21 protein-coding genes and 1 pseudogene are annotated in these 24,251 nt (G+C 62.6%); 14 read left to right on the plus strand and 8 right to left on the minus strand.

The features are described 5' to 3' along the window. Positions 1-448: pseudogene (locus C84B14_RS00005) on the minus strand (GGDEF domain-containing protein); the annotation flags it as partial. A gap of 587 nt (positions 449-1,035) precedes the next feature. Between C84B14_RS00005 and C84B14_RS00010 the strand changes: the two are divergent. Continuing rightward, complete coding sequence (locus tag C84B14_RS00010) at positions 1,036-1,641, plus strand: DedA family protein (RefSeq protein ID WP_353221332.1); 606 nt, start codon at positions 1,036-1,038, stop codon at positions 1,639-1,641. Positions 1,642-1,738: 97 nt separating this feature from the next. Here C84B14_RS00010 and C84B14_RS00015 read toward each other — a convergent pair whose 3' ends face one another. Together C84B14_RS00015 and C84B14_RS00020 are read right to left on the minus strand one after the other, a co-directional pair. Then, entirely contained in the window at positions 1,739-2,077 is a 339-nt protein-coding gene (locus tag C84B14_RS00015; RefSeq protein WP_353221333.1) for a hypothetical protein, read from the minus strand. Between the two features lie 64 nt (positions 2,078-2,141). Beyond that, complete coding sequence (locus C84B14_RS00020; protein WP_353221334.1) at positions 2,142-4,454, minus strand: putative bifunctional diguanylate cyclase/phosphodiesterase; 2,313 nt, start codon at positions 4,452-4,454, stop codon at positions 2,142-2,144. Positions 4,455-5,005: 551 nt separating this feature from the next. Between C84B14_RS00020 and C84B14_RS00025 the strand changes: the two genes are divergently transcribed. From C84B14_RS00025 to rfbD, 6 genes are all read left to right on the plus strand, one after another. Continuing rightward, positions 5,006-5,836 (plus strand): acyl esterase, encoded by an 831-nt coding sequence (locus tag C84B14_RS00025; protein ID WP_353221335.1) that lies wholly within the window; start codon positions 5,006-5,008, stop codon positions 5,834-5,836. A 102-nt stretch (positions 5,837-5,938) separates the two neighbouring features. Then, a complete protein-coding gene (locus C84B14_RS00030; RefSeq protein ID WP_353221336.1) occupies positions 5,939-6,658 on the plus strand; it encodes a class I SAM-dependent methyltransferase in 720 nt (239 codons plus the stop codon). Positions 6,659-6,818: 160 nt separating this feature from the next. Next, positions 6,819-7,697 carry a glucose-1-phosphate thymidylyltransferase RfbA gene (gene rfbA / locus C84B14_RS00035; protein ID WP_353221337.1) on the plus strand — a complete coding sequence of 293 codons (879 nt, stop codon included), beginning with the start codon at positions 6,819-6,821 and terminating at the stop codon, positions 7,695-7,697. Further along, complete coding sequence (gene rfbC / locus C84B14_RS00040) at positions 7,697-8,260, plus strand: dTDP-4-dehydrorhamnose 3,5-epimerase (RefSeq protein WP_353221338.1); 564 nt, start codon at positions 7,697-7,699, stop codon at positions 8,258-8,260. The genes rfbA and rfbC overlap by 1 nt, the downstream gene beginning before the upstream one ends. Beyond that, positions 8,261-9,313 (plus strand): dTDP-glucose 4,6-dehydratase, encoded by a 1,053-nt coding sequence (gene rfbB / locus C84B14_RS00045; protein WP_353221339.1) that lies wholly within the window; start codon positions 8,261-8,263, stop codon positions 9,311-9,313. After that, on the plus strand, positions 9,310-10,206 hold the full coding sequence (rfbD, locus tag C84B14_RS00050; RefSeq protein ID WP_353221340.1) for a dTDP-4-dehydrorhamnose reductase: 897 nt from the start codon (positions 9,310-9,312) through the stop codon (positions 10,204-10,206). The genes rfbB and rfbD overlap by 4 nt, the downstream gene beginning before the upstream one ends. 29 nt (positions 10,207-10,235) lie before the next feature. Here rfbD and C84B14_RS00055 read toward each other — a convergent pair whose 3' ends face one another. Further along, on the minus strand, positions 10,236-11,048 hold the full coding sequence (locus tag C84B14_RS00055) for a hypothetical protein (RefSeq protein WP_353221341.1): 813 nt from the start codon (positions 11,046-11,048) through the stop codon (positions 10,236-10,238). 410 nt (positions 11,049-11,458) lie between these two features. Between C84B14_RS00055 and C84B14_RS00060 the strand changes: the two genes are divergently transcribed. Continuing rightward, positions 11,459-12,655, plus strand: a complete 1,197-nt coding sequence (locus C84B14_RS00060; RefSeq protein ID WP_353221342.1) for a DUF3089 domain-containing protein — start codon at positions 11,459-11,461, stop codon at positions 12,653-12,655. Positions 12,656-12,718: 63 nt separating this feature from the next. Here C84B14_RS00060 and C84B14_RS00065 read toward each other — a convergent pair whose 3' ends face one another. Beyond that, on the minus strand, positions 12,719-14,068 hold the full coding sequence (locus C84B14_RS00065) for a PQQ-dependent sugar dehydrogenase (protein WP_353221343.1): 1,350 nt from the start codon (positions 14,066-14,068) through the stop codon (positions 12,719-12,721). Then, positions 14,065-14,484 carry a DUF2231 domain-containing protein gene (locus C84B14_RS00070; protein ID WP_353221344.1) on the minus strand — a complete coding sequence of 140 codons (420 nt, stop codon included), beginning with the start codon at positions 14,482-14,484 and terminating at the stop codon, positions 14,065-14,067. Before C84B14_RS00070 ends, C84B14_RS00065 begins: the two co-directional genes overlap by 4 nt. A 292-nt stretch (positions 14,485-14,776) precedes the next feature. Here C84B14_RS00070 and C84B14_RS00075 point away from each other — a divergent pair, with 292 nt between their 5' ends. From C84B14_RS00075 to C84B14_RS00085, 3 genes are all read left to right on the plus strand, one after another. Further along, positions 14,777-16,270: a DUF2252 domain-containing protein gene (locus tag C84B14_RS00075; RefSeq protein WP_353221345.1), complete on the plus strand. Its 1,494-nt coding sequence runs from the start codon at positions 14,777-14,779 to the stop codon at positions 16,268-16,270. A 274-nt stretch (positions 16,271-16,544) separates the two neighbouring features. Then, positions 16,545-19,010, plus strand: a complete 2,466-nt coding sequence (locus C84B14_RS00080; protein ID WP_353221346.1) for an EAL domain-containing protein — start codon at positions 16,545-16,547, stop codon at positions 19,008-19,010. 117 nt (positions 19,011-19,127) lie between these two features. Next, a complete protein-coding gene (locus C84B14_RS00085; RefSeq protein ID WP_353221347.1) occupies positions 19,128-20,042 on the plus strand; it encodes an AEC family transporter in 915 nt (304 codons plus the stop codon). 17 nt (positions 20,043-20,059) lie between these two features. Here C84B14_RS00085 and C84B14_RS00090 read toward each other — a convergent pair whose 3' ends face one another. Next, entirely contained in the window at positions 20,060-21,037 is a 978-nt protein-coding gene (locus C84B14_RS00090) for a GGDEF domain-containing protein (protein ID WP_353221348.1), read from the minus strand. 18 nt (positions 21,038-21,055) lie between these two features. Next, complete coding sequence (locus C84B14_RS00095) at positions 21,056-22,234, minus strand: S-methyl thiohydantoin desulfurase domain-containing protein (protein WP_353221349.1); 1,179 nt, start codon at positions 22,232-22,234, stop codon at positions 21,056-21,058. Between the two features lie 207 nt (positions 22,235-22,441). Here C84B14_RS00095 and C84B14_RS00100 point away from each other — a divergent pair, with 207 nt between their 5' ends. From C84B14_RS00100 to C84B14_RS00110, 3 genes are all read left to right on the plus strand, one after another. Continuing rightward, on the plus strand, positions 22,442-22,738 hold the full coding sequence (locus C84B14_RS00100; protein ID WP_353221350.1) for a DUF3144 domain-containing protein: 297 nt from the start codon (positions 22,442-22,444) through the stop codon (positions 22,736-22,738). A gap of 47 nt (positions 22,739-22,785) precedes the next feature. Then, positions 22,786-23,832, plus strand: a complete 1,047-nt coding sequence (locus C84B14_RS00105) for a DUF72 domain-containing protein (protein ID WP_353221351.1) — start codon at positions 22,786-22,788, stop codon at positions 23,830-23,832. An 85-nt stretch (positions 23,833-23,917) separates the two neighbouring features. Continuing rightward, positions 23,918-24,235 (plus strand): DUF1244 domain-containing protein, encoded by a 318-nt coding sequence (locus C84B14_RS00110; protein ID WP_353221352.1) that lies wholly within the window; start codon positions 23,918-23,920, stop codon positions 24,233-24,235. Positions 24,236-24,251 lie beyond the last annotated feature (16 nt).

The following is a 24,251-nucleotide window of genomic DNA, read 5'->3' on the forward strand; positions in this document are numbered from 1 at the left end:
AAAAAAAACGCGCCGTATAGCTGGCCATGGCGAAAAAGACGGTGACGTTGAACAGGTAGAGCATGAGCAGGGCATGGCCGGCGATCGGCGACAGCGCGCCGTAGTAGCTGGAGGCCAGATACATGCCGACGTAGATGCTGAACAACGCCGCCAGCGGCACGACGATACGAGAGATATAGCCGCTGACCATGATCGCCGGGATGAACATCACCAGGTAATAGTGAAAACCGGCGTTCCAGCCCACCGCGAGCGTGCCGATCACGGCATGGCCCGTGACCTCCAGCCAGATCAGCCACAGGGCAGGGGTGTTGTATCGATAGGCCAGCAGTCGGTTGGCCGTGATGTACAGCCCGATGCTGAGCAGATTGATCCAGGCCATGTAGGCCGGGCCGGACCATAGGAAAAACACGAGGAAAATGGCATCCACGCTCGCAGCGAGAATTGTCACGCGCCGGGTCATTAACCAGAACGCACGGTGCGCGGTTGTGCGGCGCGCGTTCATTACCAGGTCCATGTGATTGCCTCGTCGAATGCCATTCACGCGGAGCGGGCCCCGACTGCGCGCGCTGGCAGAACTGATAGTGTTCATATCGGCCGCAGGCAGCCGTGTTTTATCGATCCGGCCCAGAAATAGATGATTTTTAATTCATAACGCGTGTGCGAAATCACGCGCGCTCAGGCCAGCGGCCTTGAAAACATTGCAAGGAAAGACGGACCGGCGCCAGCGTTTATCTATCGATAGCGTTGAAAACGACTGAGCCGGTGGGCTGTGCTGGTGCCGGATCAAGTACCGATGAGTGTCCGTACCCATCGGGCCTGCCTAGCTCACCATGCCGTGCGCACTGAGTACCGAGTATCTTCTGCTGCGCGGGAAGTTTCGGCTTGGCCGCGAAGTTCGAGTGCGCATGGCCCTGAAAGGATGTACGGGTACGACATGCGACGCCCGGTAATCGGTTCGGCTGCGCGCGGGTTCGATTCGCGCCGGCAATCGGTTCATAATCCGCGCCCTATCCATCCGGGCGAGGCGCTCTGCTCATGCTTTTGACGGCTTTAGGCCTTGCCTCGCTCGAAGGCTATATCTATCTGCTTGCGGTCATGGCGGCGTCCAATCTCATGCCGCCGCTGCCGGCCGAAGCCACCATCCCGTTTGCTGCGGCGCTTTTCGATCAACACGCGCTGCGGGTGCCGATGGCCATCGCCGCCGCCGCTGCGGGCCTGGTCCTCGGCACGCTGCCGCTGTATTTTCTCGGCCGCGTGGTCGGCGAGGTCCGTCTCAAGCGATTCCTGACCGGGCCGGGTCGCTGGCTGCTGATCAAGCCGGCGGATATCGACCGCTCGGGCGGTCTGTTTCGTCGCTATGGCGATGCGATGATCGTCGTCGGCCGGTTGATTCCGGGCATGCGTTCGATGGTCTCGGTGCCGGCCGGTTTGCACCGAATGCCGTTTGGTCGATTCTTGGTGTCCACGGTGCTGGGTTCCACGCTGTGGGCGAGTGCGTTGATTGGCGTTGGGCACGGGCTGGCGCATGCCCTGCACGGCGTGACATCGCTGCGCGTGGGCCTGGTGCTGGTGGGGGCGATGATTGCGCTCTACCTCATCCGGCTACGGGCGTTGCTCAAGGTCGACCGCGGGCTGCGCTAGCGCGGCCCGCCGTGGCCGCTGATACCGCGTGTGTTCTGATCGCAAAAAAGCCGGCAGCGCAGTACGCGTCGCCGGCTTTATCGGTAGGTGCAGTCGTCTACTGGATGGTCGCGATCACGCTGTCCGCGCTATAGCTGAGTTCGACGGCGGTATTGCCGCTGTCGACCCGGGCGAAGCGCCCGGCGAGGTTCTCACCGCTTGGCAACGTCAGCCGGGTGCCGGCCGCTGGCGTGTTGGTGCTGTCTAAATCCAGCGTGAGCGTGCCGCCCTCGATATAGACGGCATCCGTGGCGATCAGCCGACGGGCCTTGGCATTCATGGCAAAGGTCAGGCCGTCGCGGTTCACGGTCAGACGCCCCGCGATCGCCACGGGGTCGGCGCTGTTGATGGCGACAGTGCCGCCGGTGTGGCTGTGGTCGCCGGCCGGTTCGAGCACGCCAGCGCAGCCACGACAGGGTGTGCAGCGATTTCTTGAAGCACGCTGCGATTGACGGTTCGTATTACGGGTTGAACAGGGTTTGCTGCATGGCGAGCTGCGTGAGCGGGCGGGTGTGGCGGTCCGCGGCGCGTAGCGTTTCGCCGGCTGGGGCCGGCCGCGCGAACAGAAATCCCTGCAGTTCGTGGCAGCCGATGTCTGCAAGATAGTCCGCCTGTTCGCGGGACTCGATGCCTTCGGCGGTGATCTTCATGCCGAGCCCGGTGGCGATATCGACGATGGCATGGACGATGACCTGGTCATCCTGGCGTTGGCCGATGTCTTGTACAAAGGCACGGTCGATCTTGATGCGGTCGAACGGGAACAGTCGAAGATAGCTCAACGATGAATAGCCGGTGCCGAAGTCATCGAGGGCAACGCGCACACCGAGCGCGCGCAGCCGGCACAGCATGTCGAGCGCGACTTGTGGCTCCTTGATGAATACCGTCTCGGTGACCTCGATCTCGAGCCGGCTGGGCGCGAGCCCGGTTTGTTCGAGTACGGTAACGATACGGGTATGCAGGTCGGTATCGCTGAATTGCCTGGGCGATACGTTGATCGATATGCGGCGCTCGTTCTGCCAGCTGGCGGCTTCCCGGCACGCCTGTTCGATGACCCAGTTGCCGAGTGCGAGGATCAGCCCGCTTTCTTCGGCCAGCGGAATGAACTCGGCCGGCGAGATCATGCCACGCTCGCTGTGAGGCCAACGGATGAGCGCTTCAGCGCCGGTGATCGCGCCGTTTTGTGCATCGAATACCGGCTGGTAGTGCAAAACGAGCTCGTCGCGGGTGAGCGCTGTGCGTAGCTCCTGTATGACCTGCTGTCGAAGCTGGAGTTCGCTGTCGAGGGCCGGCGAGAAGAACCGGAATGTGCCCCGGCCGTCGTTCTTGGCTCGATATAGGGCCGCGTCCGCGCTCTTGAGAATCTCGGCGCTGGTGGCCCCGTCCGCCGGAGCCAGGGCCACGCCGATACTGGCACCGACGACCACCGTCTGCTCATCGACGAGCATGGGGCGACAGGCTGCATCGATGAGCTGGCGACACAGCGTTTCAATCTGCTCGATTTCCAGCGACCAGATCTGGATGATGAACTCGTCGTCGCCCAGGCGTGCGACCACATCTTTCGATCCGACGTTCTCCTGCAGACGGCGCGCGATTTCGACGAGCGTCGCATCGCCGACGGTATGGCCGAAGTTGTCGTTGATGGCCTTGAAGCCGTCCAGATCAATACTTAGCAGGGAGAACGCACGCCCGCGTGCCAGCGAGCGGCGCAACAGGGTGCTGAAGTTTGCCCTGTTGGGCAGATCGGTGAGGGCATCGTGCTGGGCCAGGTGTGCTGCCCGCGCCTGGGCAAGCCGTGTATCCGTGATATCCGCCATCACGCCGCGATAGCCGGCGAAGCGGTTCTTTGCATCGTAGATCGGCCGGCCCGATATCGAAAACCACACCGCGCGCGCGCCCACCGACAGCGGGATGACCACGTCCCTGAACGAGCGGCGCCGTATGAGATTGGCTTCCAGGTCGGCCAGCGCTTCACTGTTGAAGTCGATGCCCGGGTGCTTCAACAGGTCGGTAATCGTTTTGCCGGCGAGGGTTTGCTCGGCCATCGCCTGCAGGAAGCGCGACGACGGCTGGTCCACGCGCAGCGCGGCATCGGTCTGCCAGAGCCAGTCACTCGACTGATTTTCGTGTTCCTTGAGCAATAACTCGATCGTTTCTGTTTTTTTCGCCAGTTCCAGCTCCTGGACCACCGACTCGCGAAACAGCGCCGACTGCTGGCGGGTGATGGTCAGCGCCGCTATAACGCCGGTGCCAAACAGCACGATGAGGGCGGCCCGTTCCCAGTCCACGCCAGCGATGCAGAGCACCGTGGCCGTGACCAACCAATGCGTGATCGTGAAAGAAAACGCCGCGGGAAACAGTGCGGTGAGCGTGAATGACGCCGACCAGTACGTGCCCAGATAGAGCGAAAGTATGTAGGCCAGCGCCAGCCCGTCGGCGTGCACGATGACCCAGGCAGGAAAGCTGGCGAGCAGCGTCGCGTTGATTATTGTCGCGATGATGACCGGCCGGATGCTCCGGGCCGGCAGGGGAACCGGTCCCCGTGCCGTCGCACGGCGCAGCATCCACATCCGGGTAGGGAATACCACGAGAACGGCAAGCACCCAAGCTATCGCGATCATCCCCCACTGTTCGTAAAACAGCAGGCCCGTGACGATAGCGGGCACGAGAAAGCTAACCAGTCCGCGCAGGGTACTCAGCTTCACGGCATGGATCTGGCGACCGCGTATGATGTCGGTGTGTTCTGCCGTAAGTGTCTTCGGGTAGGGCTTGGGCATCAGAGCACGTGGGGTTCATGGACTTGCCGCTTACGATAGAGCGGGGCTGTGCTCAAACGATGCGGTTGCAAGGTGGGTATCCGTGGAAATGCTAAGAGTCGCCACCAGCTAATGCGCTCAACGCGCTTGGGTTGAAGCCGGAGGTACCCATAGCCTTAGGTGCGCCGGATTCACGCTACTGAATAACCGTCTACTTATCGATCGGCAAAATGCGTCGATTCTTGAATCCATCGGCCCATTGGCCTATCGACCTTTCGATTCCATCCGCTCGCACCGCTTGGCGGGTCAGCCCCATGCCCAGCAATACCTTCCGCGCGCCGCATCGCTTGCAGTACGTGACGTATCGCCTTTTACGATGCATGGGTCGGGGCCGCTCGCGGTATACGCGTCGGGGCGCGCAAACCACACTGCCGGGGTGGCGAGCTGGATGAGCGTGCCCTGCCTGCAGCGCTAGCGCAGTACACCAACCCTCGAACTCAACGTTATAGTCTTGATGTCAATCTGAATCGACTCCCCCGCGGCTAGAAATCGCCTGACACACGGAGCCCATCTTGCCGCCAACCGCAATTACGCCCGATGCTTCCTACGATTATGCGTATTCGATATGCACTCTGGTCACGGATTTGGAACAATACGACGCTTGTCGATGTTCCTTCGAGCAGGCCGGGTTCACGACCGCCGATTGTGAATTTTTATATGTCGATAATACGGCCGGCAATAGTTACGACGGTTTCGATGGCATAAACGCGTTTCTCGATTCGGCGCGGGGCCGTTTCATTATTTTTGTACACCAGGACGTGCGCGCGGATTTCGATAACAGACAGGTTCTGGACGCTTGTCTGGCCGAGTTGAACTCACAAGATCCGCTATGGGCGATCTGCGGCAACGCAGGGCGAAGCCTGGATCGTTTGAATCTCGCCGTTCGCATCACCGATCCACACGGCGCGAACCGGCGGGTCGGACGTTTTCCGGCAAGAACCTATGGCTTGGACGAGAACTTCTTCGTGGTTCGGCGCAGCGCTAATCTTGCCGTCAACAAGGTGTTGAAGGGGTTTCATTTCTATGCCACGGAGTTGTGTTTCGTGGCCGATATGCTCGGTCAGACGGCTTATGTAATCGACTTCCACGTACGCCACCTCAGCCCTGGAAATCAGGACGAGAGCTACTACGCCATGCGCGATGCGTGGCGGGCGTTCAGGAATGGAAAGCAGCGGGCCTATCCCGCGATGTCGACGTCGGACATTTCCGTATTCAGCGCCGGGACTCTGCGGGCACGGCTGTTGACCCAAATTTTGCAGAGAGGCTTCAGGTTTCGGCATCGCCGCCTTGCCCGTGCCTTAGTCAGGCTCTTGTCCCGCCGCCGTGCCTGGACCGATCGATAGTTTACATTCAAGGGGGCATGCGTTGGGCACGATAAATGACAAAGCTATTGTTACGGCGATAAGGCCAGGGCGACCATCCGAAGCTAAGGGGTTGATGACGTTATGGGATTGAGGAAAAAAGTGAAGCGATGGCTTGGGACAGGCAACAAGCCGACGCCGGAGCAGCGATTTCCTGGATGTGCGAGCGATAAAAAAATTGACTGGCGATGGCGTGATACACCCTTCAACCGATTGGCAGCTGTGAATCAATGCGTGCGTATGATCGCGCGCCCCGAGGTTCGCTATCTCGAAATCGGCTGCGATGACGATGTGCTGTTCTTTTCTGTATGTGCCGAATACAAAACCGGCGTGGACCCGGCGCGGGGCGGCACTCACCGCATGACCAGCGACGAGTTCTTTGCGCAGAACGAGGACAGCTTCGACGTCGTTTTCATCGACGGGCTACATGAATACGCTCAGGTGCGTGCAGACGCAATTAACGCCCTTGCCGTGCTGAGCGAAGGGGGCTATATCGCTTTTCACGATCTGCTGCCCTCTGACTGGAAGCAGCAGCACGTGCCGCGGCTGCAAGCCAGTTGGACAGGTGATTGCTGGAAGGCAGCGGTTGAACTCGCCCACGCTGAAGGCGTGGATTTCCGGATTATTCGTATCGATCAGGGCGTGGGCGTGATGCGAAGAACCGGAGGACCTGTTCACGTGCCCGACATGAGCGCCGAGTTAGCGCATGCGACGTTCGACGATTTTGCCGCGCTTGTCGACAATCTGCCCATTATCGAGTGGGCGGATTTTCGTCGCTGGTCGAGTCGGCAGACGGTCGGGTGAGGCATGTCCGGTTCGGTTTATGAGACCAGTGGTGACGGGCGATTTCGCTAGGGAGGACAAGGGTGCATTTCGTCGAATGGAATAAGTGTTTTGAGTACCGCCGGGCGGTTACACGGCTTTTCCGGATGCGTGCGAATCCGTCCTGCAGAGCGCTTGCCTCGTGAAGGGTATTTTGCTGGCGGGCGGTTCCGGTACACGCTTGTATCCGGTGACTGAGGCGGTCTCCAAGCAGTTGATGCCGGTATACGACAAGCCCATGATCTATTACCCGCTCAGCGTGCTCATGCTGGCCGGCATTCGCGAGATTCTGGTGATTTCGACGCCGCACGACCTGCCGTTGTTCAAGCGCTTGCTTCGCGATGGCACTCAGTTTGGCGTGTCGTTCAGTTTTGCCGAGCAGGCACAGCCCAATGGCCTGGCCGAGGCATTCATCATTGGCCGCGATTTCGTTGGCACCGACAATGTATGCCTCGTGCTGGGGGACAACGTTTTCTATGGCGAGGGACTGCGTCAGCTCTGCCAGGCCGCTGTAGCCCGGTCCGCTGGCGCAACGATTTTTTCCTATTGGGTGTCGGATCCGCATCGCTACGGGATCGTGGATTTCGACCCGGAAAGCGGCCGCGCCTTGTCGATTGTGGAAAAGCCGGAGGTGCCGGCCTCGAACTGGGCTGTCACCGGTTTGTATTTCTACGGCAACGATGTGCTCGAATACGCACGCGAGCTCAAGCCGTCGGCCCGCGGGGAGCTGGAGATCACCGATATCAATAGTCGCTACCTCGAACGCGGCGACCTGACCGTGCAGTGCCTCGGTCGCGGCCATGCCTGGCTGGATACCGGTACCCACGATAGTCTGCATGAGGCGTCGTCGTTCGTGCGTACGCTCGAACATCGCCAGGGGATCAAGGTGGCATGCCCGGAGGAAATCGCGTTCGAACAGGGTTGGCTCGACGAGGCAGGTGTGCTCGCGCGGGCCGAGGCGCTGGGCAAGTCCGAGTACGGGCGCTATCTGAGAGCACGGGTGAAGGCACTGCAACGGTAATGGATATAAGACCGCTGGCACTGGATGGAGTTTACGAGATTTGTCCGCCTCGGTTTGGTGATGCGCGGGGCTACTTTTGCGAGACCTTCAAGCGCGATGCGCTCACCGCGCACGGTATCGAATTCGAACCGGTACAGGACAACGAGTCGCTTTCGACTCGTGTGGGCACGCTTCGGGGGCTGCATTTCCAGGCCCCGCCGCAAGCTCAGAGCAAGCTGGTGAGGTCGGTGGTCGGCCGTATTTACGATGTGGTCGTCGACATTCGAGCGCAGTCGCCGACGTATGGCGATTGGCTAGGCCTGGAGCTTAGCGCCGAACAGGGCAACCAGCTGTTCGTGCCGGCCGGCTTTGCCCATGGGTTCATGACCCTCGAGCAACGTTGCCTGATTGCCTACAAGGTCGATGCCGGCTACGCACCGGACACCGAAGGCGCTTTGCGTTGGGATGACCCCGATCTGGCCATTGCATGGCCCGATGTGGGCACGCCGCCGCAATTATCCGACAAGGATCGCCGCGCCGGGTCATTCGCTGACTTTCGCACCCCCTTCGATCGAGGCCGATAGATGCGCATCATGGTGACTGGCGGCGCCGGCTTTATTGGCTCGGCCGTCGTTCGACAACTGGTGGCCCAGGGCGAGGACTTCGTGCTCTGTCTGGACAAGCTGACCTATGCGGGGCACCGCGCATCGCTACGCGATTGCGAAGGCGCGGCGAACTACACATTCGAACAAGGCGATATCGAGGATGAGAGGCAGCTGGATGAGCTGCTCGAACGCTACGATATCGATGCGATCATGCATCTGGCGGCAGAAAGCCATGTGGATCGCTCGATCGATGGGCCGGAAGCCTTTGTTCAGACCAACGTGGTCGGCACGTATCGGCTGCTGTCGGCGGCGCGTCGCCGCTGGCTGAAGCTGGACGATGTGCGCCGTGCGAACTTTCGCTTTCATCACGTTTCCACCGACGAGGTGTTTGGCGACCTCGACTTCGATGACGGCATGTTCACCGAGGACACCCCGTACGCGCCGTCTTCGCCTTACTCGGCCTCCAAGGCCGCATCGGATCATTTCGTACGTGCCTGGCACGAAACCTATGGTCTGCCCGTCGTGCTATCCAACTGCTCGAACAACTACGGCCCCTACCACTACCCCGAAAAACTCATTCCCTTGACCATCCTGAACGCTCTCGATGGGCGGGAACTGCCGGTGTATGGGCAGGGGGCGAACGTGCGCGACTGGCTCTTCGTGGAAGACCATGCCCGTGCACTCGAAGCGGTGCTGAAAAAGGGCACGCCGGGCCGCAGCTACAACATCGGCGGGCGCGAAGAGCGCAGTAATATCGAGGTGGTGCGTGCAATCTGCGTACTGCTGGATGACCGTCGGCCCAGAGGCGATGGCGTTGGCTACTTCGAACAGGTGCGCTTCGTCGGCGATCGGCCCGGCCACGACCGGCGTTATGCGATCGACCCGGCCCGTATCGAGCGCGAGCTGGGTTGGCGTGCTGAACACAGCTTCGAAAGCGGGCTGGCCGCGACGATCGACTGGTTCATCGACAACCGTTGGTGGTGGGGCCCCATTCGCGACCGCGACAACGGCAGCCGACGGGGAAGCCTGTGACGCGCTTGCTGTTGATTGGCCGAAACGGCCAGGTCGCGACGGCGCTACGCGAACAGGCGCCCCAGCATCCGGACTTTGAGCTGGACGTGCTGGCGCGGCCTGAAATCGACCTGGCCGAGGCTGAGGGGCTCGCGCGTCAGGTCGCCGAACGCCGACCGGCAATCGTCGTTAATGCAGCCGCCTATACCGCGGTCGACCGGGCGGAATCCGAGCCCGATCTGGCCGGGCGGATCAACGCGCAGGCCGTAGGCGAACTGGCGGCGGGCGCGCAGGCGGCCGGCGCTGCATTCATCCATCTATCCACCGATTATGTTTTCGACGGTACGGGCACGCATGCTTGGACGCCGGACGATGCAACGGCGCCTCTCGGCGTTTACGGACGCACGAAGCGGGCCGGCGAACAGGCGGCGATAGCGCGCTGCGATCGCACGCTGATCATTCGCACGGCCTGGGTTTTTTCACCGTTCGGCAGGAATTTCGTGAAGACGATGCTGGGCCTGGGCGCGCAGCGCGACACGCTGCATGTAGTCGCCGATCAGTATGGCAACCCAACCAGCGCTATCGATATAGCGCGCGGCGTATGGGCAGCCGCCACGGCGCTCGCACAGGGCCGCGATGAGGGCTACGGCATATTTCACCTGGTGGGCGAAAATGCGACAAACTGGGCCGACTTCGCGCGCGAGATCTTTCGTCAGGCCGGGCTCGGGGGCCGCACCGGCGTCGAGGTCATTTCAATCCCCAGCGCCGACTACCCCACGCCTGCCGAGCGGCCGGCCAACTCCCGCCTTGATGCCAGCGACTTTCATCGCGTCTTCGGCTTTCGCTGCGCGCGTTGGCAAGACGCGTTGGCCGAGGTGCTGAGACGTCTCGACGAGCCGCCGTACGGGGCATGAGTGGCCGTAGAGAGCTGGGATCACGCGAGTCAGGCGGGGGGGACGTTCTGACGTAGGAAGTCGGCAAACGAATAGTCCGATGTAAGCAGCGCTGCCATGTTGGTGTAGACCTCGGCGAGTTCGTCGTCATCAGGCGTAGCGTTCAGGTCGAAGTAGTGGCGACCTGCCAGCAGTTCTTTCGACAGCGGTTCGGAAAATACCGGCTTGCCGGCATGTAGTGCCAGCAGCAGACGTGGATATTCGGTATAAACCCCGGCTTCGTTGTGCACGTTGACGATACCGCGGTGTTTCGTGATGGCAGCAGTGAGCGCTGCGCCGTAGAGTCCCCCGGAAACGATATCGACGGTGTCGGCCGGCAGGCTTTCGAGCATGGCCCGGCGCCGGTCGCTCAACTCGCCGATGAAAACGCCACGAGGGCTGGTTGCCGGGACGTATTCTGGAGCGCGCGAAGGGAAGATATAAGGCCCGAAACGCAAGCGTCGCTTGAGCAGGCCCGGGCACCAGCGATACGCCGGCCGGTTGCTCACAGACAGGTCGAGCAACAGATCGGCGTGGAAAAGGTGTTTGAGAAGCGTTTTATGAATACGCGGTCGGCGCAGCCCCCAAAGCGCGACACCGTTCTCATCCAGCAACTGTTCGGTCTGAATGGCGATGGTGAAATGGTTCTTATAGACTGCCCTTCGATAATTATTGTGTATACCGCAGATAATGGCGACGGGCTGCGGAAGTTCGAAATTTTCGGGCAGACCCGAAAGCAGCGTGTCAGCGAAGTCGTTGAGTACGACGTGGCGCGAGAAGATCGTTACAGGGCCACGGCTCGAACAAACCAGTTCTTTTTTCACACGAGATCGCTTTTGTCGAAGACATTTTCTGCCGAAACCGGCGGCAAACGGTCGTATCGTACCCGACTGCGGGACAGAACCGATTTCGACTATAACAAGGTCTTGAATATGCGATAAGCGACACTTCGCGTGCACATGCGGTGCCGCCCGCAATCGCTTCAAATCGTAGGCGTGGCTTGCAATGCGGTTGTCGTAGCGTCGCGAGCGCGTTTACAAGATCGGTTGAAATTTCATATCTTTGTTTTTGCAGGGAGTGTTCCACGCCCGTGTTTTCACTTAATCCGATCTGCCGGTGCGCTGTGTTTTCCGGCGTGCTGTGCGCGATGCTTTCCCTGTCAGCCTGCATTCGTGACAACGATACGCCGTCAAAAAATGCGCTTGCGGAACAGGCGAGGGCGACGGCCCGTTATATGGCCCGTGCAGCCTCGCCGGGCGAGAATCCGTATCGGGGTTATCACAGCCGCAACTACAGCGAGATACGGCATTGGCTTTGCCACCCGGCGCAACCGCTGGCCAATAACGTGTGTCGCAGCGATACGCGGGCGACCGCGGTCGAAGCCAACGGCACGCTCAAGCCGCTGGATACCGATTTTGAACGCACGTCGGCGGTGGCCTGTTTCTATGTGTACCCGACCGCCAGCATGGAAATGGGTGCGAACGCCGACTTCACCCCCGACGACGAAACCGTGGCGATTACGAAAATCCAGGCCGCCTTGTATCAGCGCGCCTGCGATGTGTACGCGCCGGTCTATCGGCAGTCCACGCTCAGCCTGATGGCGCTCGACATGGTGCCGGGCGTCAAGCGCATGACGTCGCCCGCCAAGCAGGACGCCTATGCCATGGCGTATGCCGACGTGGTCGATGCCTTCATGCAGTTCGTGGGCGAAAACGACGGGCGGGGCTTCATCCTGATCGGCCATTCCCAGGGCTCGGAGCTGCTCATGCGCCTGATTCGCGACGTGATCGAGCCCGATGCCTATCTGTCTCGGCATTTCGTCGCCGCCCATATTCCGGGAGCGAACATTGCCGTGGCCCGCGTACCGGCCCAGGCGGATACCAGCTTTCGGCATACGCCGGCATGCCGCACGGCGAACGATATCCACTGCGTGGTCGGCTACAGCAGTTTCAGTCGCGACGACCCGGCCCTGGGGGATGCGCCCAAGTATGGTGTCACCGACGCTGCCGCTACTCAGGCGCTGTGCGTGAATCCGGCAGAACTCGTCAACGGCGGCACGCGCCTTGATGCGCGCCTGCCGACCGGCTATCCGCCGGTGTTTCGCCTGATCCTCAAGCCCACGGACGCCAACGCCGGTCCGTTCCGCGACCGGGCCCGCAACGAGGCAATCGACACGCCCTTCTATGCGGTGCCCGGGCGGGTACACGGACGCTGCGTGGAACGCAGTGGCGCCCGCTATCTGGCGGTTTCGATCGATTCGCCTGAAAGCGATGCCTTGATCGACAAACTGCCGGGCGCCTTTTTCGGCAACACCGGCTGGGGGCTGCACCTGATCGATATCAACGTGGCCCAGGGCGATCTCGTACGCCTGGCGACGCTCCAGGCAAAGGCATGGGCGGCGAGAAGCGCGGGGGAATCCGAGCGCCGTTGAATAGTCGCCGCGGTGCAGCGCCCCGACGCTAGAGCAGCGCCGGGGCGTCGTTTGGGCAGGTGATTAGTCGCCGGTCGTGCCGTCTTCGGCGTTGTCCGGCTGCGACGTGGCGTCGTCCCGGGTGATGCGCCAGACCGCGTTGGTGAGATCGTCGGCCACGATCACCGCGCCGTCGGGGGTCACGCTCACGCCCACCGGGCGGCCGCGGGTCTTGCCGTCGTCGGTTAGAAAGCCGGAGACGAAATCGACCGGGTCGCCCGCGGGTTCGTCGTTTTCGAAGGGAATGAACACGACCCGATAGCCGACCGGATCGCCGCGGTTCCAGCTGCCGTGCTCGCCCACGAACACGCCGTTGGCGAAATCGCCGCCCACCTGTTCGTTCGAGAACGCCACGCCCAGCGGGGCATGGTGCGAGCCGAGGCTGTAGTCCGGCGCGATCGCCGCCTTCACTTTCTCCGGGTTTTTCGGACGTACGCGCGGATCGACGTTCTGACCCCAGTAGCTGTAGGGCCAGCCGTAGAACGCACCTTCCTGAACCGTAGTCAGATAGTCCGGCACCAGGTTCGGGCCGAGTTCGTCACGTTCGTTGACCACGGCCCAGAGCTGGTCGGTGCCCGGCTGGATGGTCAGGGCGGTGGGGTTGCGCAGGCCGGTGGCATAGGCGCGATGGGCGCCGGTTTCCGGGTCGATCTCCCAGATCTCGGCCCGGTCGACTTCGGCTTCCATGCCACGTTCGGTGATATTGCTGTTGGAGCCGATGCCGACATAGAGATGTTCGCCGTCGGCGCTGGCGGTCATCGCCTTGGTCCAGTGATGGTTGATTTCGGCGGGCAGGGGCGTGACCACTTCCGGCTCGCCGCTGGCTTCGGTCTGGCCGGGCTGGTAGTCGAAACGCACCAGCGCGTCCTGATTGGCCACGTACAGATTGTTATCGATCAGTGCCAGGCCGTAGGGGGCGTTGAGGTTGTCTGCGAAGACGTTCTGCTGTTCGTAGCTGCCGTCGCCGTCGGCATCGCGCAGCAGGGTGAGCCGGTCGCCGCTTTTTACCGAGGTCGTGCCCCGCGATTTGATGATGCCGGCAATGAAGTCCTTGGGACGTTTCTTGGGCGCCTTGCTGCCGCCCTTGCCTTCGGCGACCAGGATATCGCCGTTGGGCAGCACCAGCGTCTGGCGCGGCACCTTCAGGTCGGTCGCGATGGCGGTGATCGTATAGCCGGCAGGTACGGTGGGTTTGGTATCGCCCCACTCTGCGGGCTCGGGAATCGTCATGTTGGGCAGCAGCCCGCGCTGCGGCTCGGGCAGGTTCGGGTTGGCGCCGAACTGCTGCTCGGAATTCGCGGCCGTGGCCGCGCCGGTGAACAAGGTAAGCGCGAGGGCGCTGGCACAGACGTAGACAATGCGGCGTGTATTCATGACCGGCCTCCGAGGCGGGCAAAACCGAGTAGCGTCGCGGCACAGGCCAGCACGGCAACGACGATGGACAGGATGAAGCCGGTTGGCATCATGGCCCAGACGTCGCGGGCATGAATCAGCGCGTTGACGAAGCCCAGCACCCAGGTCGCCAGCAGTAGCAGGAAATAGAGGATGTACGGCCCGCGATGGCTGGCGCGGAACAGGCCGATCAAGCCACAGAGCATGGCAAAACCGGTGAACACGAGCGCGCCCGCGATCAGCCAGGAGGCGAAGGTGCTCCACTGCACAAGATAGGACGTGGCATAGGCGTAATCGCTGAGTGCCGCGCCGAGAAACAGCGGAAAGCTGCCGGATAGCAGCAGGCCGTGCAGCGGGTGAATCCCAGCCGCCGACGGTCGGGTTGAGGTGGCGTTCAAAACAGACTCCGGTGATACATGGGGCTGCCGAGGGGTGCGGCCGCCAATGCAATGGTTGTTACCGTCAGTGTAGTGGTCGCAACCGCCGATTACGAAGATTTCGAAAAGAACCGCTGATCTTGCATGCGCTCTGATGCAAGTCAGCAAGGGTAATCGAGGCTGTCGAAACGTCGCCGTGGTGCATCCGTGAGGGTTTAAAGCGTGGCGTGCATGCGCGTGCGCTGTGAGTCGGGCATGCTGAGGTTTGCGACAGGTATCCATATCGGGGCGAACCCCAGGGGACGAGGCAGGCATGACGCAAGAACCGGAGCAAACGCGCAAGGCGCTCTACGAACAGGCACAGCAGCAGGGCATCGAAGGGCGATCGTCGATGAGCAAGGCAGAGCTGGCGGCTGCGCTGGAGCGCGAATCCTTCGAAGACGCGCGGCCGGTCGTGGCGACGCGCTTCGATGCGTTCCAGCGGCTGGCCGAGTCGGTCGCGGCCGGCGAGTTCGTACTGCGCCCGCGTATTCTCAGCGGCCATGATCGGCGCCGTCACGTGCGCCAGTGCCTGCGCGAGGACCACGAAACACGTATCGCCGATTCCTCCGAGGATGCCGCCATCAAGTTCGACGAACTGTCGGATTCGCTGTATTCGTTCTTTCGCGGTACGGCCCTGCTGTTCTATCGCGACATGGCCGGGGAGGACGCCTGGATGCCCACCGTGCTCACCCTGGGCGATGTGCATCCGGAAAACTTCGGCGTGATGCCGAATGCGAACAACGTGCCGATCTTTTCGGTCAACGATTTCGACGAGGCCTACTACGCCCCGTTCACCTGGGACATCAAACGCGGCGCGGTCGGCTTCATGATCGCCGCCGAGGCGGAGGGCGAGCTCGAGCGCAAGCAGCAGATCAAGATCGTGCGTCGCTTCGTCAAGGGTTATATCGAAGACATGCAGCGCCTGGCGCGCGAGGGCACGGAACAGAACGAGGAGATGCGTTTCGACAACGCGCCCAAACTCATTCGCAAGCTGTTCAAGGAGGCCCACGAAGAACGTGCCGAGTGGTTGGTCGATGATTATCTCGACGAGACGAAGCGTGGCTTTCGCTCGACCGAGGAGCTGGTGCCGATCTCGTCGCGGCGCAAAGAGTTTCAGAAGATCACCGACCGTCTGGTCAAGAACAACGACATCGCCGTGCCCGAGCGGGCGAAAGGCATGCGGGTCAAGGACGTGGCGATCCGGCGCGGGCAGGGCACGGCATCGCTCGGTCTCAACCGCTATTACGTGCTCATCGAAGGCCCGCAGGCCGACGGCACGGATGACCTGATCATCGAATACAAGCAGGCACGCCGCTCGGCGCTGGCGGGCCTGGTGCCGCCCTCGGCCTACGAAATGGACGAGCGCGCCGAGCGCATCAGCCATGCCCAGACCGTGCAACTGGTACGCGGCGACGTGTTCTACGGTCATATCGAATTCGACGGATTGAGCTATATGTCCCGCGAGCGCGCCCCGTTTCGCGACGATATCGATCTCGACGACCTCTCCAAGAGTCAGTGGAAGGCGTACGCCGAGATCTGTGGGCGTATGCTGGCCCGTGTGCATGCGCTGTCCGACGAGTCCGGCAAGATCGATTACGACATCGAGCCGGCCATCGTCAACGCGATCGGCCCGCCCGAGCTGTTCGTCGCCGATATGGTGGAGTTCGCCATGGAAGCCGCGGATCGGGTACGCCGTGATCACGCGATGTTCCGCGAAGATCATGCCCGCGGGGCGTTCGAACAGCTGGACATCGTGCACCGTTGATCGCGATACCGCGGCGGTCCGGGGCTGGTCGGCAGGCCGCAGCGTGCCGGTCTGGCGATTGATGCAGCGCATGCAAACGTAGGCGCGTCGGGCGATAATGGCGGCTCGCGCAGCGTGTTCGTCGGCCCGGACTCAAGCGCTCCCGTGTGCGGGGCGCCCCGATCGGGCCCGCAACGCTTGCGCCGAAGGATTCGGGCAGCCGCCTGCGATCCGTCATCTGTCGTGCCGCAACCTGTTCCAACCGATGAATCAAGACTTGCCCGTAGAACGCATCATGCAGACGGGGCTTCTCAGCTGCGATCGGCATACGCCGCTGGACGTGGCCGCAGCACGCATGGCCGAACGCCGCTGCAGCTCGATGCTGGTAATGGAAAACGACGAGCCGGTGGGCATATGGACCGAGCACGACTGCATTTACCTGGATTTCGCCGACCCCGGCGCGCTACGCCAGCCGATCGGCGACCTGATGATCGAATCCATCGCCACGATTGCCGCCGACGCCTCGCTTGGCGAGGCGGCCATGCGTTTCGCTGCCGAAAACCGGCATCATTTTCTGGTGGTGGATGAGGCCCAGGCGCCGCTGGGCATTCTTTCGCGAAGCGATGCCGTGCTCAATCAGGGGCTGGAGAGCTACCTGCGGCTGCGCGAGGTTCGCCACGCCATGTGCAAAACGCCGCTGGTGTTGCCGGGTACGCTGACCCTCGGCGAGCTCGCCTCGCGCATGCGCTTTACCCACACCGATGCTGCGGTGATCACGCAGCCCGGGCAGGCTCTGGGCATCATCACCGAGCGCGATCTCGTGCGGTTCGTGGCCGCGCATCCGGGGCAGGTGAGCGTGGGCGAACTGGCCACCCGACCGCTGTTGAGCGTGGCGCCGGGCGATACGCTGATTCATGCCCGCGATCAGCTGATCGCGAACCGGGTAAGGCATCTGGCCGTCATTGATGAAAGCGAGCAGGTCGTCGGCCTGCTCGGTTTTCGCGAGATGCTGGACGGCAACGAGCAGTTCTATATCGAAGACCTGCGCCAGGCGCTCGCCCAGCGCGATCAGGCGCTGTCGCAATCGCGCTTCAACCTGGAGCTGGCCGAGCGGGTCATCGATGCCTCGCTGGAAGGCATCATCATCACCGATGCGCAGACCCATATCGAGTTCGTCAATCCCGCCTTTACCCATATGACCGGCTATCGACCGGAAGAGGTGATCGGACGTACGCCCGCGCTGCTGTCTTCCGGTCGCCACGAGGCGGATTTCTACGCGCGCATGTGGCATTCGCTCAAGAGCAACGGCTACTGGCGCGGCGAAATATGGAACCGGCGCAAGAACGGCCAGCTGTACCTGGAGCTGCTGACCGTGACCGCGATTCGCGACGAGGCCGGCGAAACCACCAACTATGCGGCCTTGTTCAGCGACATCACCCATATTCGGGAAAACGAAGAACAGGTCCGGCGGCTGGCCTACTACGATGCGTTGACGCGCCTGCCCAATCGCCGCCTGCTCGAAGACCGTCTGTCGTTGTCCATGCGTCATGCCCATCGCAACAGCCGGCGTCTGGCAGTGATCTTCATCGACCTGGACCACTTCAAGCAGGTCAACGATTCGCTGGGCCATGCCATCGGCGACGAGCTGCTGCTGCAGGTCTCCCAGCGCCTGAGCGCACGCCTGCGCGAGGACGACACGCTCGCGCGCCTGGGCGGCGATGAATTCATTGCCCTGCTGCCCGATCTCGACGAGCCGGCGGAGGCCACCCACATCGCCGGGCGGCTGATCGCGGCCATCAGTGAGCCGTTCAAGATCGACGGCCACGAGTTTCGTGTGGGCGGCAGCCTGGGAATCAGTTTCTATCCCGATGATGCAGCGACCATCGACGACCTGATGCGCAATGCCGATGCGGCCATGTATCGGGCCAAACAGGAAGGCCGCAATACCTATCGGCTGTTCAATTCGAAAACCCATGTGCAGGAAAACCATCACCTGGCCATGGAAAGCGCGCTGCGCGATACCGCGGAAACCGGCGCGGGGCTCGACGTGCACTATCAGCCCATTTTCGATACCCGCAGCGGCGCCCTGCGCGGGGCCGAGGCGTTGCTGCGCTGGCAACATCCCGGCTTTGGCCACGTCGCGCCGGCGGATTTCATACCGGTGGCCGAACGCTCGGGCCTGATCCTGCCGCTCGGGCGGCGCCTGATCCGCAAGGTGGCCGCACAGCAGCAGCGCTGGCTCGCGGCGGGCCAGGCCGTGGTGCCGGTGGCAGTCAATCTCTCGGCCAAGCAGTTCTGGCAGAACGACCTGCCGGCGCGCCTTGCCGCGATTTTCTCCGAGCACGAGCTGCCGCCCGGCCTGATCGACGTCGAGCTCACCGAGAGCACGCTGCTGGATGAAAGCCAGCAGGCGACCCATATACTGCAGTCCCTGCGCGAACTCGGCTGTGGCGTGGCGATCGACGATTTCGGCACCGGCTATTCATCGCTGCGCTATCTGCAGGATTTGCCGGTCACCACCCTTAAAATCGATCGCAGCTTCGTGGCCCGCATGCAGACCGCCCACGGCAGTCGGGCGATCGTGGCGGCGGTCACCGGCCTGGCCCACGAGCTGGGTCTCAAGGTGGTGGCCGAAGGGGTCGAGCAGGCCTCGCAGCTGGCCGCACTGAAGCAGTACCCCGTGCACTGCGTGCAGGGGTTTCATCTGGGCATGCCGGTTGCCGCCGACGTGTTCGCCCGCGAGTGGCTGGGCTCGGCATAAACCTGGCTGGCGCACGCGCGGGGGCGGATGGCGATCCGCTGGCCACAACCGCGGGCAGGCAGCAGGCGGCCGATCAGCTATGCCGCCGTGAGCCCTTTTTGAATTAGGCTAGACGCGATGCTCGCGATCCAGAATGCACTGGGGCCCTTGTTTGCACTGATTTTATTCGGTGCCGTACTGGGGCGCCTCAACTATCCGGGCGGCGATTTCTGGCCGCGTGCGGAGCGGCTGGTCTACTACGTATTCTTTCCGGCTCTGCTGGTTCATACGCTGGCCACGGCGGATGTCGCCGATGTGCCGATAGCCCGGCTGGCGTTGGTGTGTCTGGGTACGATATTGGCCGTAGCGATCGGTCTGTGGTGTTTGCGCCGCTATCTGGCGCGCGGCGACGCTGCCTTCACCTCGGTGTTCCAGGGCGCACTGCGCTTCAATACCTATGTTGCGGTTGCCGGGGCCGGCGCTCTGCATGGCCAGGCCGGCATGGCGAGCGCAGCGGTGGTAATCGCCTTGCTCGTGCCGACGGTCAATCTGTTGAGCGTGGCCTGTTTCATTGGCGTGGGCACATTGGGCCGCAGGAGCCTGGCTCGCAGCCTGCTTGAACTGGTGCGCAACCCGCTGATCCTGGCGTGCGTCGTCGGCATCGCGCTCAATGCCCTGCATATCGGCCTGCCGGGTTGGAGCGGGCCGCTGCTCGAACTGGTCGGGCGGCCGGCGTTGCCGATTGGGCTGATCGCCGTCGGGGTGGCGCTGCGTCCGCGCTATCTCGTACACGGCGGGCGCACGCTCTGGCTTACCAGCGCCGTGAAGCTCGGACTCGTGCCAGCGCTTGCCATGACGCTGGCCTGGGGGATGTCGCTCGATCCGGTCAGCCGCGACGTGGTTTTGCTGTTCACCGGCATATCGACGGCGACGTCCGCCTATATTCTGGCCCGCCAATTGGGTGGCGACGGTGAACTCATGGCGGCCGTGATTACGCTGCAGACAGCCCTCGCGATGTTGACGTTACCGCTGTGGCTGCTGCTGGCGGGCTGACCCGAGCGGGGCGTCGGTCAGGCCGCCGGGCCGCAGACCGCGTTGCGGCCGGCATCCTTGGCGCGGTAAAGGGCGCGATCGGAGAGGATCATCAGGTCGTGAAACGATTGGCATTCAGGCGCCAGGGTCGCGACGCCCGTGCTGATGGTTACATGGATACTGTGCCCGCCGGTTACCGCCACCGGCTGGCGGGCCACTTCGAGTCGTAGTCGATCGGCCAGTTCCAGTGCTTCGTCCAGGCCTACTGCGGGCAATACAATGGCAAATTCTTCGCCGCCGATCCGTCCCACCGTGTCCACATGCGCGCGGGTGCCCCCACTGCAGCGCTGCGCGATCGCCCGAATGACTTCGTCGCCGGCGACATGGCCCAGCGTGTCATTGACGCGTTTGAACCAGTCGATATCGATGAGCAATAGCGCCAGCTCGTGCCTGAGCCGACGCGCGCGCAGAAACTCGTCTTCGCCGGCTTTCAACAGATAGCGACGATTGCGAAGACCGGTGAGCGAATCGCTGGTGGCCAGGGCATGCAGTTCTGCGTTCATGCGTTCGAGCAGGGCGTTCTGCTCGCGCAGTTTCTCGTTGAGCGCCTGCAACTCTTCTTCCTGGCGCTTCTTGATGTCGAGGTTGAAGCTCACCCCACAGAAGCGGTGACCCGGGTTCTCGCCTTCGCGGTCCAGTATCTTGCCGTAGTTGGCATACCAGACCCAGGCGCCGGACTTGGCTCGAATACGGAATTCGCTGTAGTAGCGCTGTGTCTTCGCGGCGAGATGGTCGGCGATGGCCTGTTCCACCGCCGGTTTGTCGTCGGGGTGCATCAGGGAGAATATGTCGTCGATATAGCCTGCCGCTTCGCTCTTGTCGTAGCCCAGGTCGGAAAAGACCCGGTCCAACCCGAAGATGACTTCGCCGGTGAGCAGGTCGTTCTCCCACAGGTCGAGCCCGCTACATTCCAGCGCCAGATCCAGCCTTCTTCTATAGAGCGCTTCTTCTTCCATGCGGGCAGTCTGAGGTGATCAGCCGGGCACTCGGCCACCGTAGCCGATCGCGCGCAACAGGGTGGTAAAACTCTCTACCACGCCGGCGGCGCGACGAAAGGCGGGGGCAGCATCGATCTTGATGACGCTTAGGGCGATGCCGGTGCTCCGTGCGTTGGCTCGATCATAGTAGGGGGCGAGGTCGTCGAAGGCGTTCGAGAAGCCGCGTCCCGTGTGCTCGGCGTAGTAGCAGATCGAGTCCGGTGCCACGACAAGCGGGGCTTCGTGCTGCGCCGAATACAGAATCAGATTCTCGTTCATGTTGTAGATGAAGTACGTATTGCGGCTCTGGCCGATATCCGGATGGTCGTCCAGCCTGATGGTGCCCACGTCGAGCGAAGCCTGACTGGTCGCCTGCTTGACGTCGGTGATGTAAACCTGGATTAAAGCGGCCGACGCGCGTCGGCCGGTGATCGCTGTAATGCGTTCAACCACCGCCTGCGTCGCCGGTTTTTCGTCCCCCTGCATGAGATATTGCCCCAATTTGCGCGTTTGTTCTAACGTGCCGGGCAAATAATTGTTTTTTAATGCGAACCCGTTGCTCCGGGTCGACGGCCAGAGCATGATCGCCGCATAGCTGCCAAATGCATTGACCAGACTGCCTGCCAACGACTCCACTTCGGCAGCGCTTGCGGCGCCGATACGGGCCGACCGGATTGCGCCGGCCGAGGCAGCATCGTCGGCCAGCACGCAGGGGCTGGGCGCCAGCCCGGCGGCACCGCCGTAGACGGTCTGTGGCAGTTGGGGGACGGCACGGCCGGCGCCGTCGCCGTCGACCACCCACGCGATCGATTGGCTGTTCAATGCCGCCGCGATCAGAGGTACGGTGGAATTGATCGGCCCGATCTCGACCGGAATCACGCAGCGCGGCGTCATGCCGCAAAGCGTGCCGAAAGCGTCCACGGTGTTGTGCATGGCGCGTTCGATATCGGCCAGGGCCAGATGCTCGGCCGCGTCGGGCGAGCCCATCATGGCGAGTACGCAAGCATCGGTCGCGCCGTCGTAGTCGCGCACCTCGACGGTGCCGGTCCAGCCGCTATCGCCCAGCTCGGCGATGACGTTGTGTGCGTCGTGATAGCTGCCACCGCCACCGCTACCCAGCAGTGCCGCCCCCACGGCGACCGAACGAAAATCTTCCAGGCCGTAGCGATAGCTCATGGGTTTTTCGGGCCGGTTGGGTTGCTTCTACTTTGTCGGCGCGCGAATCGGGTTCTTAATTGGCCATTGCGCAAAAGTCCTTCTGCGCCCTGTGCGCTACCCGCGGGCAGGGCCCGATCTTGTTGTGTACGTCCCGGGGCGCGTTTCGTGAGCGAACGTCTCCGGTATCCTGTGCGGCCCAATTCATGTCTTCCAGGACAGGCGCCCATGAGTGGAAAAAGCCTATCTCCGGCGTTTCGCAGCCGCGCGGACGAAGTGATCGATATTGCCAACCGCCAGTCGCAGAGCGTGTCGGCCGGCCAGGTCAGTGCTTCGCTGATGTACGCCACGGCGCGGTTCAATGCCTTTCAGGTCGCGGCCACGGCCGAAACCCGCGACGATATGGCCGAGGAGCGCGACAACGCCATCGAGTACTTCACGGCCCAGTACCGCAAGATGTTCGAAGACCATTTCGATGAATGCATGGCGAACTTCGATCGTCATACTGGTCGCGACAAGTCGTAGGGGCGCCGACTTGCCCGGGGTGAGTGGAATCCGGCCAGGGGCGATCGATGGTGGCTGATCACCCGTCTGACCCGGCGCGCACCGGATCGCTGTTTGCCGATGAGGCGTCGGCCCACGCCGGGGTGGGCGCGGCCGTGCCGGATGAAGCGCTCAAGCGGTTGGCGGTGCAGCTGCCGGCCCATCTGCGCCTGGGGACGTCGTCCTGGCATTTCCCCGGCTGGGCGAACCGCGTGTGGGATCGGCTGTACAGCGAAAAACAGCTCTCGCGTGCGGGTTTGTCGGCCTATGCCCGTCACCCGCTGTTCGGGGCGGTGAGCCTGGACCGCGCCTTTTATCGGCCCCTGAGCGTTGCCCAGTACGCAGCCTATGCCGAACAGGTCCCGGACGGGTTTCGCTTTCTGGTCAAGGCGCCGGCCCGGGTGACCGATGCGCTTATTCGTGAAAGCGGCGGCCAGGGCGTACGCGACAACCCCGATTTTCTGGACGCGGACCTGGCCTGGCACGAGTTCGCCGCGCCCGCGAGCGAGGGCCTGGGCGAAAAGCTCGGCGCGCTGGTGTTTCAGATCAGCCCGCTGCCGGGGCGCGTGCTGGCCGATCTCGATGCCTTGATTGCCCGGCTGCACGAGGTGCTGTGCCGCATGCAGCAGGTCAAGGCGCGGGTGCCCCATGCCGTCGTCGCGGTCGAAGTACGTAACCCGCAGTGGTTGGCTCCGGCGTTCGTCGATGCGCTCAAGGACAGTGGTGCGACATACTGCCTCGGGCTGCACCCGAAGATGCCGGCTCCGGGCGACCAACTGCCCATTCTGCGCCAGCTCTGGCCCGGCCCCTTCGTGTGCCGATGGAACCTCAACCCCCGACACGGCGCCTACGGCTACGAGGCCGCGCGCGAGAGCTATGCCCCGTTCGACCAGATGGTCGACCCCGACCCGCATACGCGCGAGATCGTTGCCCGCGTGGCGGCCGGAACGGCCGGTCAGGATCAGCCGGTGTATATCACCATCAACAACAAGGCCGAAGGCTGTGCGCCGGAATCGGTGCGGGCGCTGGCTGATGCCATCCAGTCGCTGGCCACCCGCGGCCGCGATCGCAGCTAGCGGCTTCTATACTGATACCTGCTGCGCTCGGCCGCCGATCCGGCACGGGCGTATACCGAATTCATTCATTTGAACGAGCATTGCCATGGACGAACAGACCCGTATCGAAGCCGAAGCCGCCGCTTTTCGTGGCCTGGTCAAGCATCTGCAAGCCAGGACCGACGTGCAGAACATCGATCTGATGAATCTGGCGGGCTTCTGTCGTAACTGCCTGTCGAAATGGTATCGCGCCGAGGCCGAGCTTCGCGGCGCTTCGATCAGCGATGCCGAGGCGCGTGAACATGTTTATGGCATGCCGTATGCTGACTACAAGCAGCAATACCAGACGCCGGCTACGGCGGATCAGAAGGCGCAGTTCACGGCCGGCGAAGACGGCCACGCCGACACCCGCGCAGGTAACTAGCGCCGGTTAGCAATCT

Origin of the sequence: Salinisphaera sp. C84B14 (assembly GCF_040361435.1) — a bacterium.
In the GTDB taxonomy this organism is placed as follows: Bacteria; Pseudomonadota; Gammaproteobacteria; order Nevskiales; family Salinisphaeraceae; genus Salinisphaera.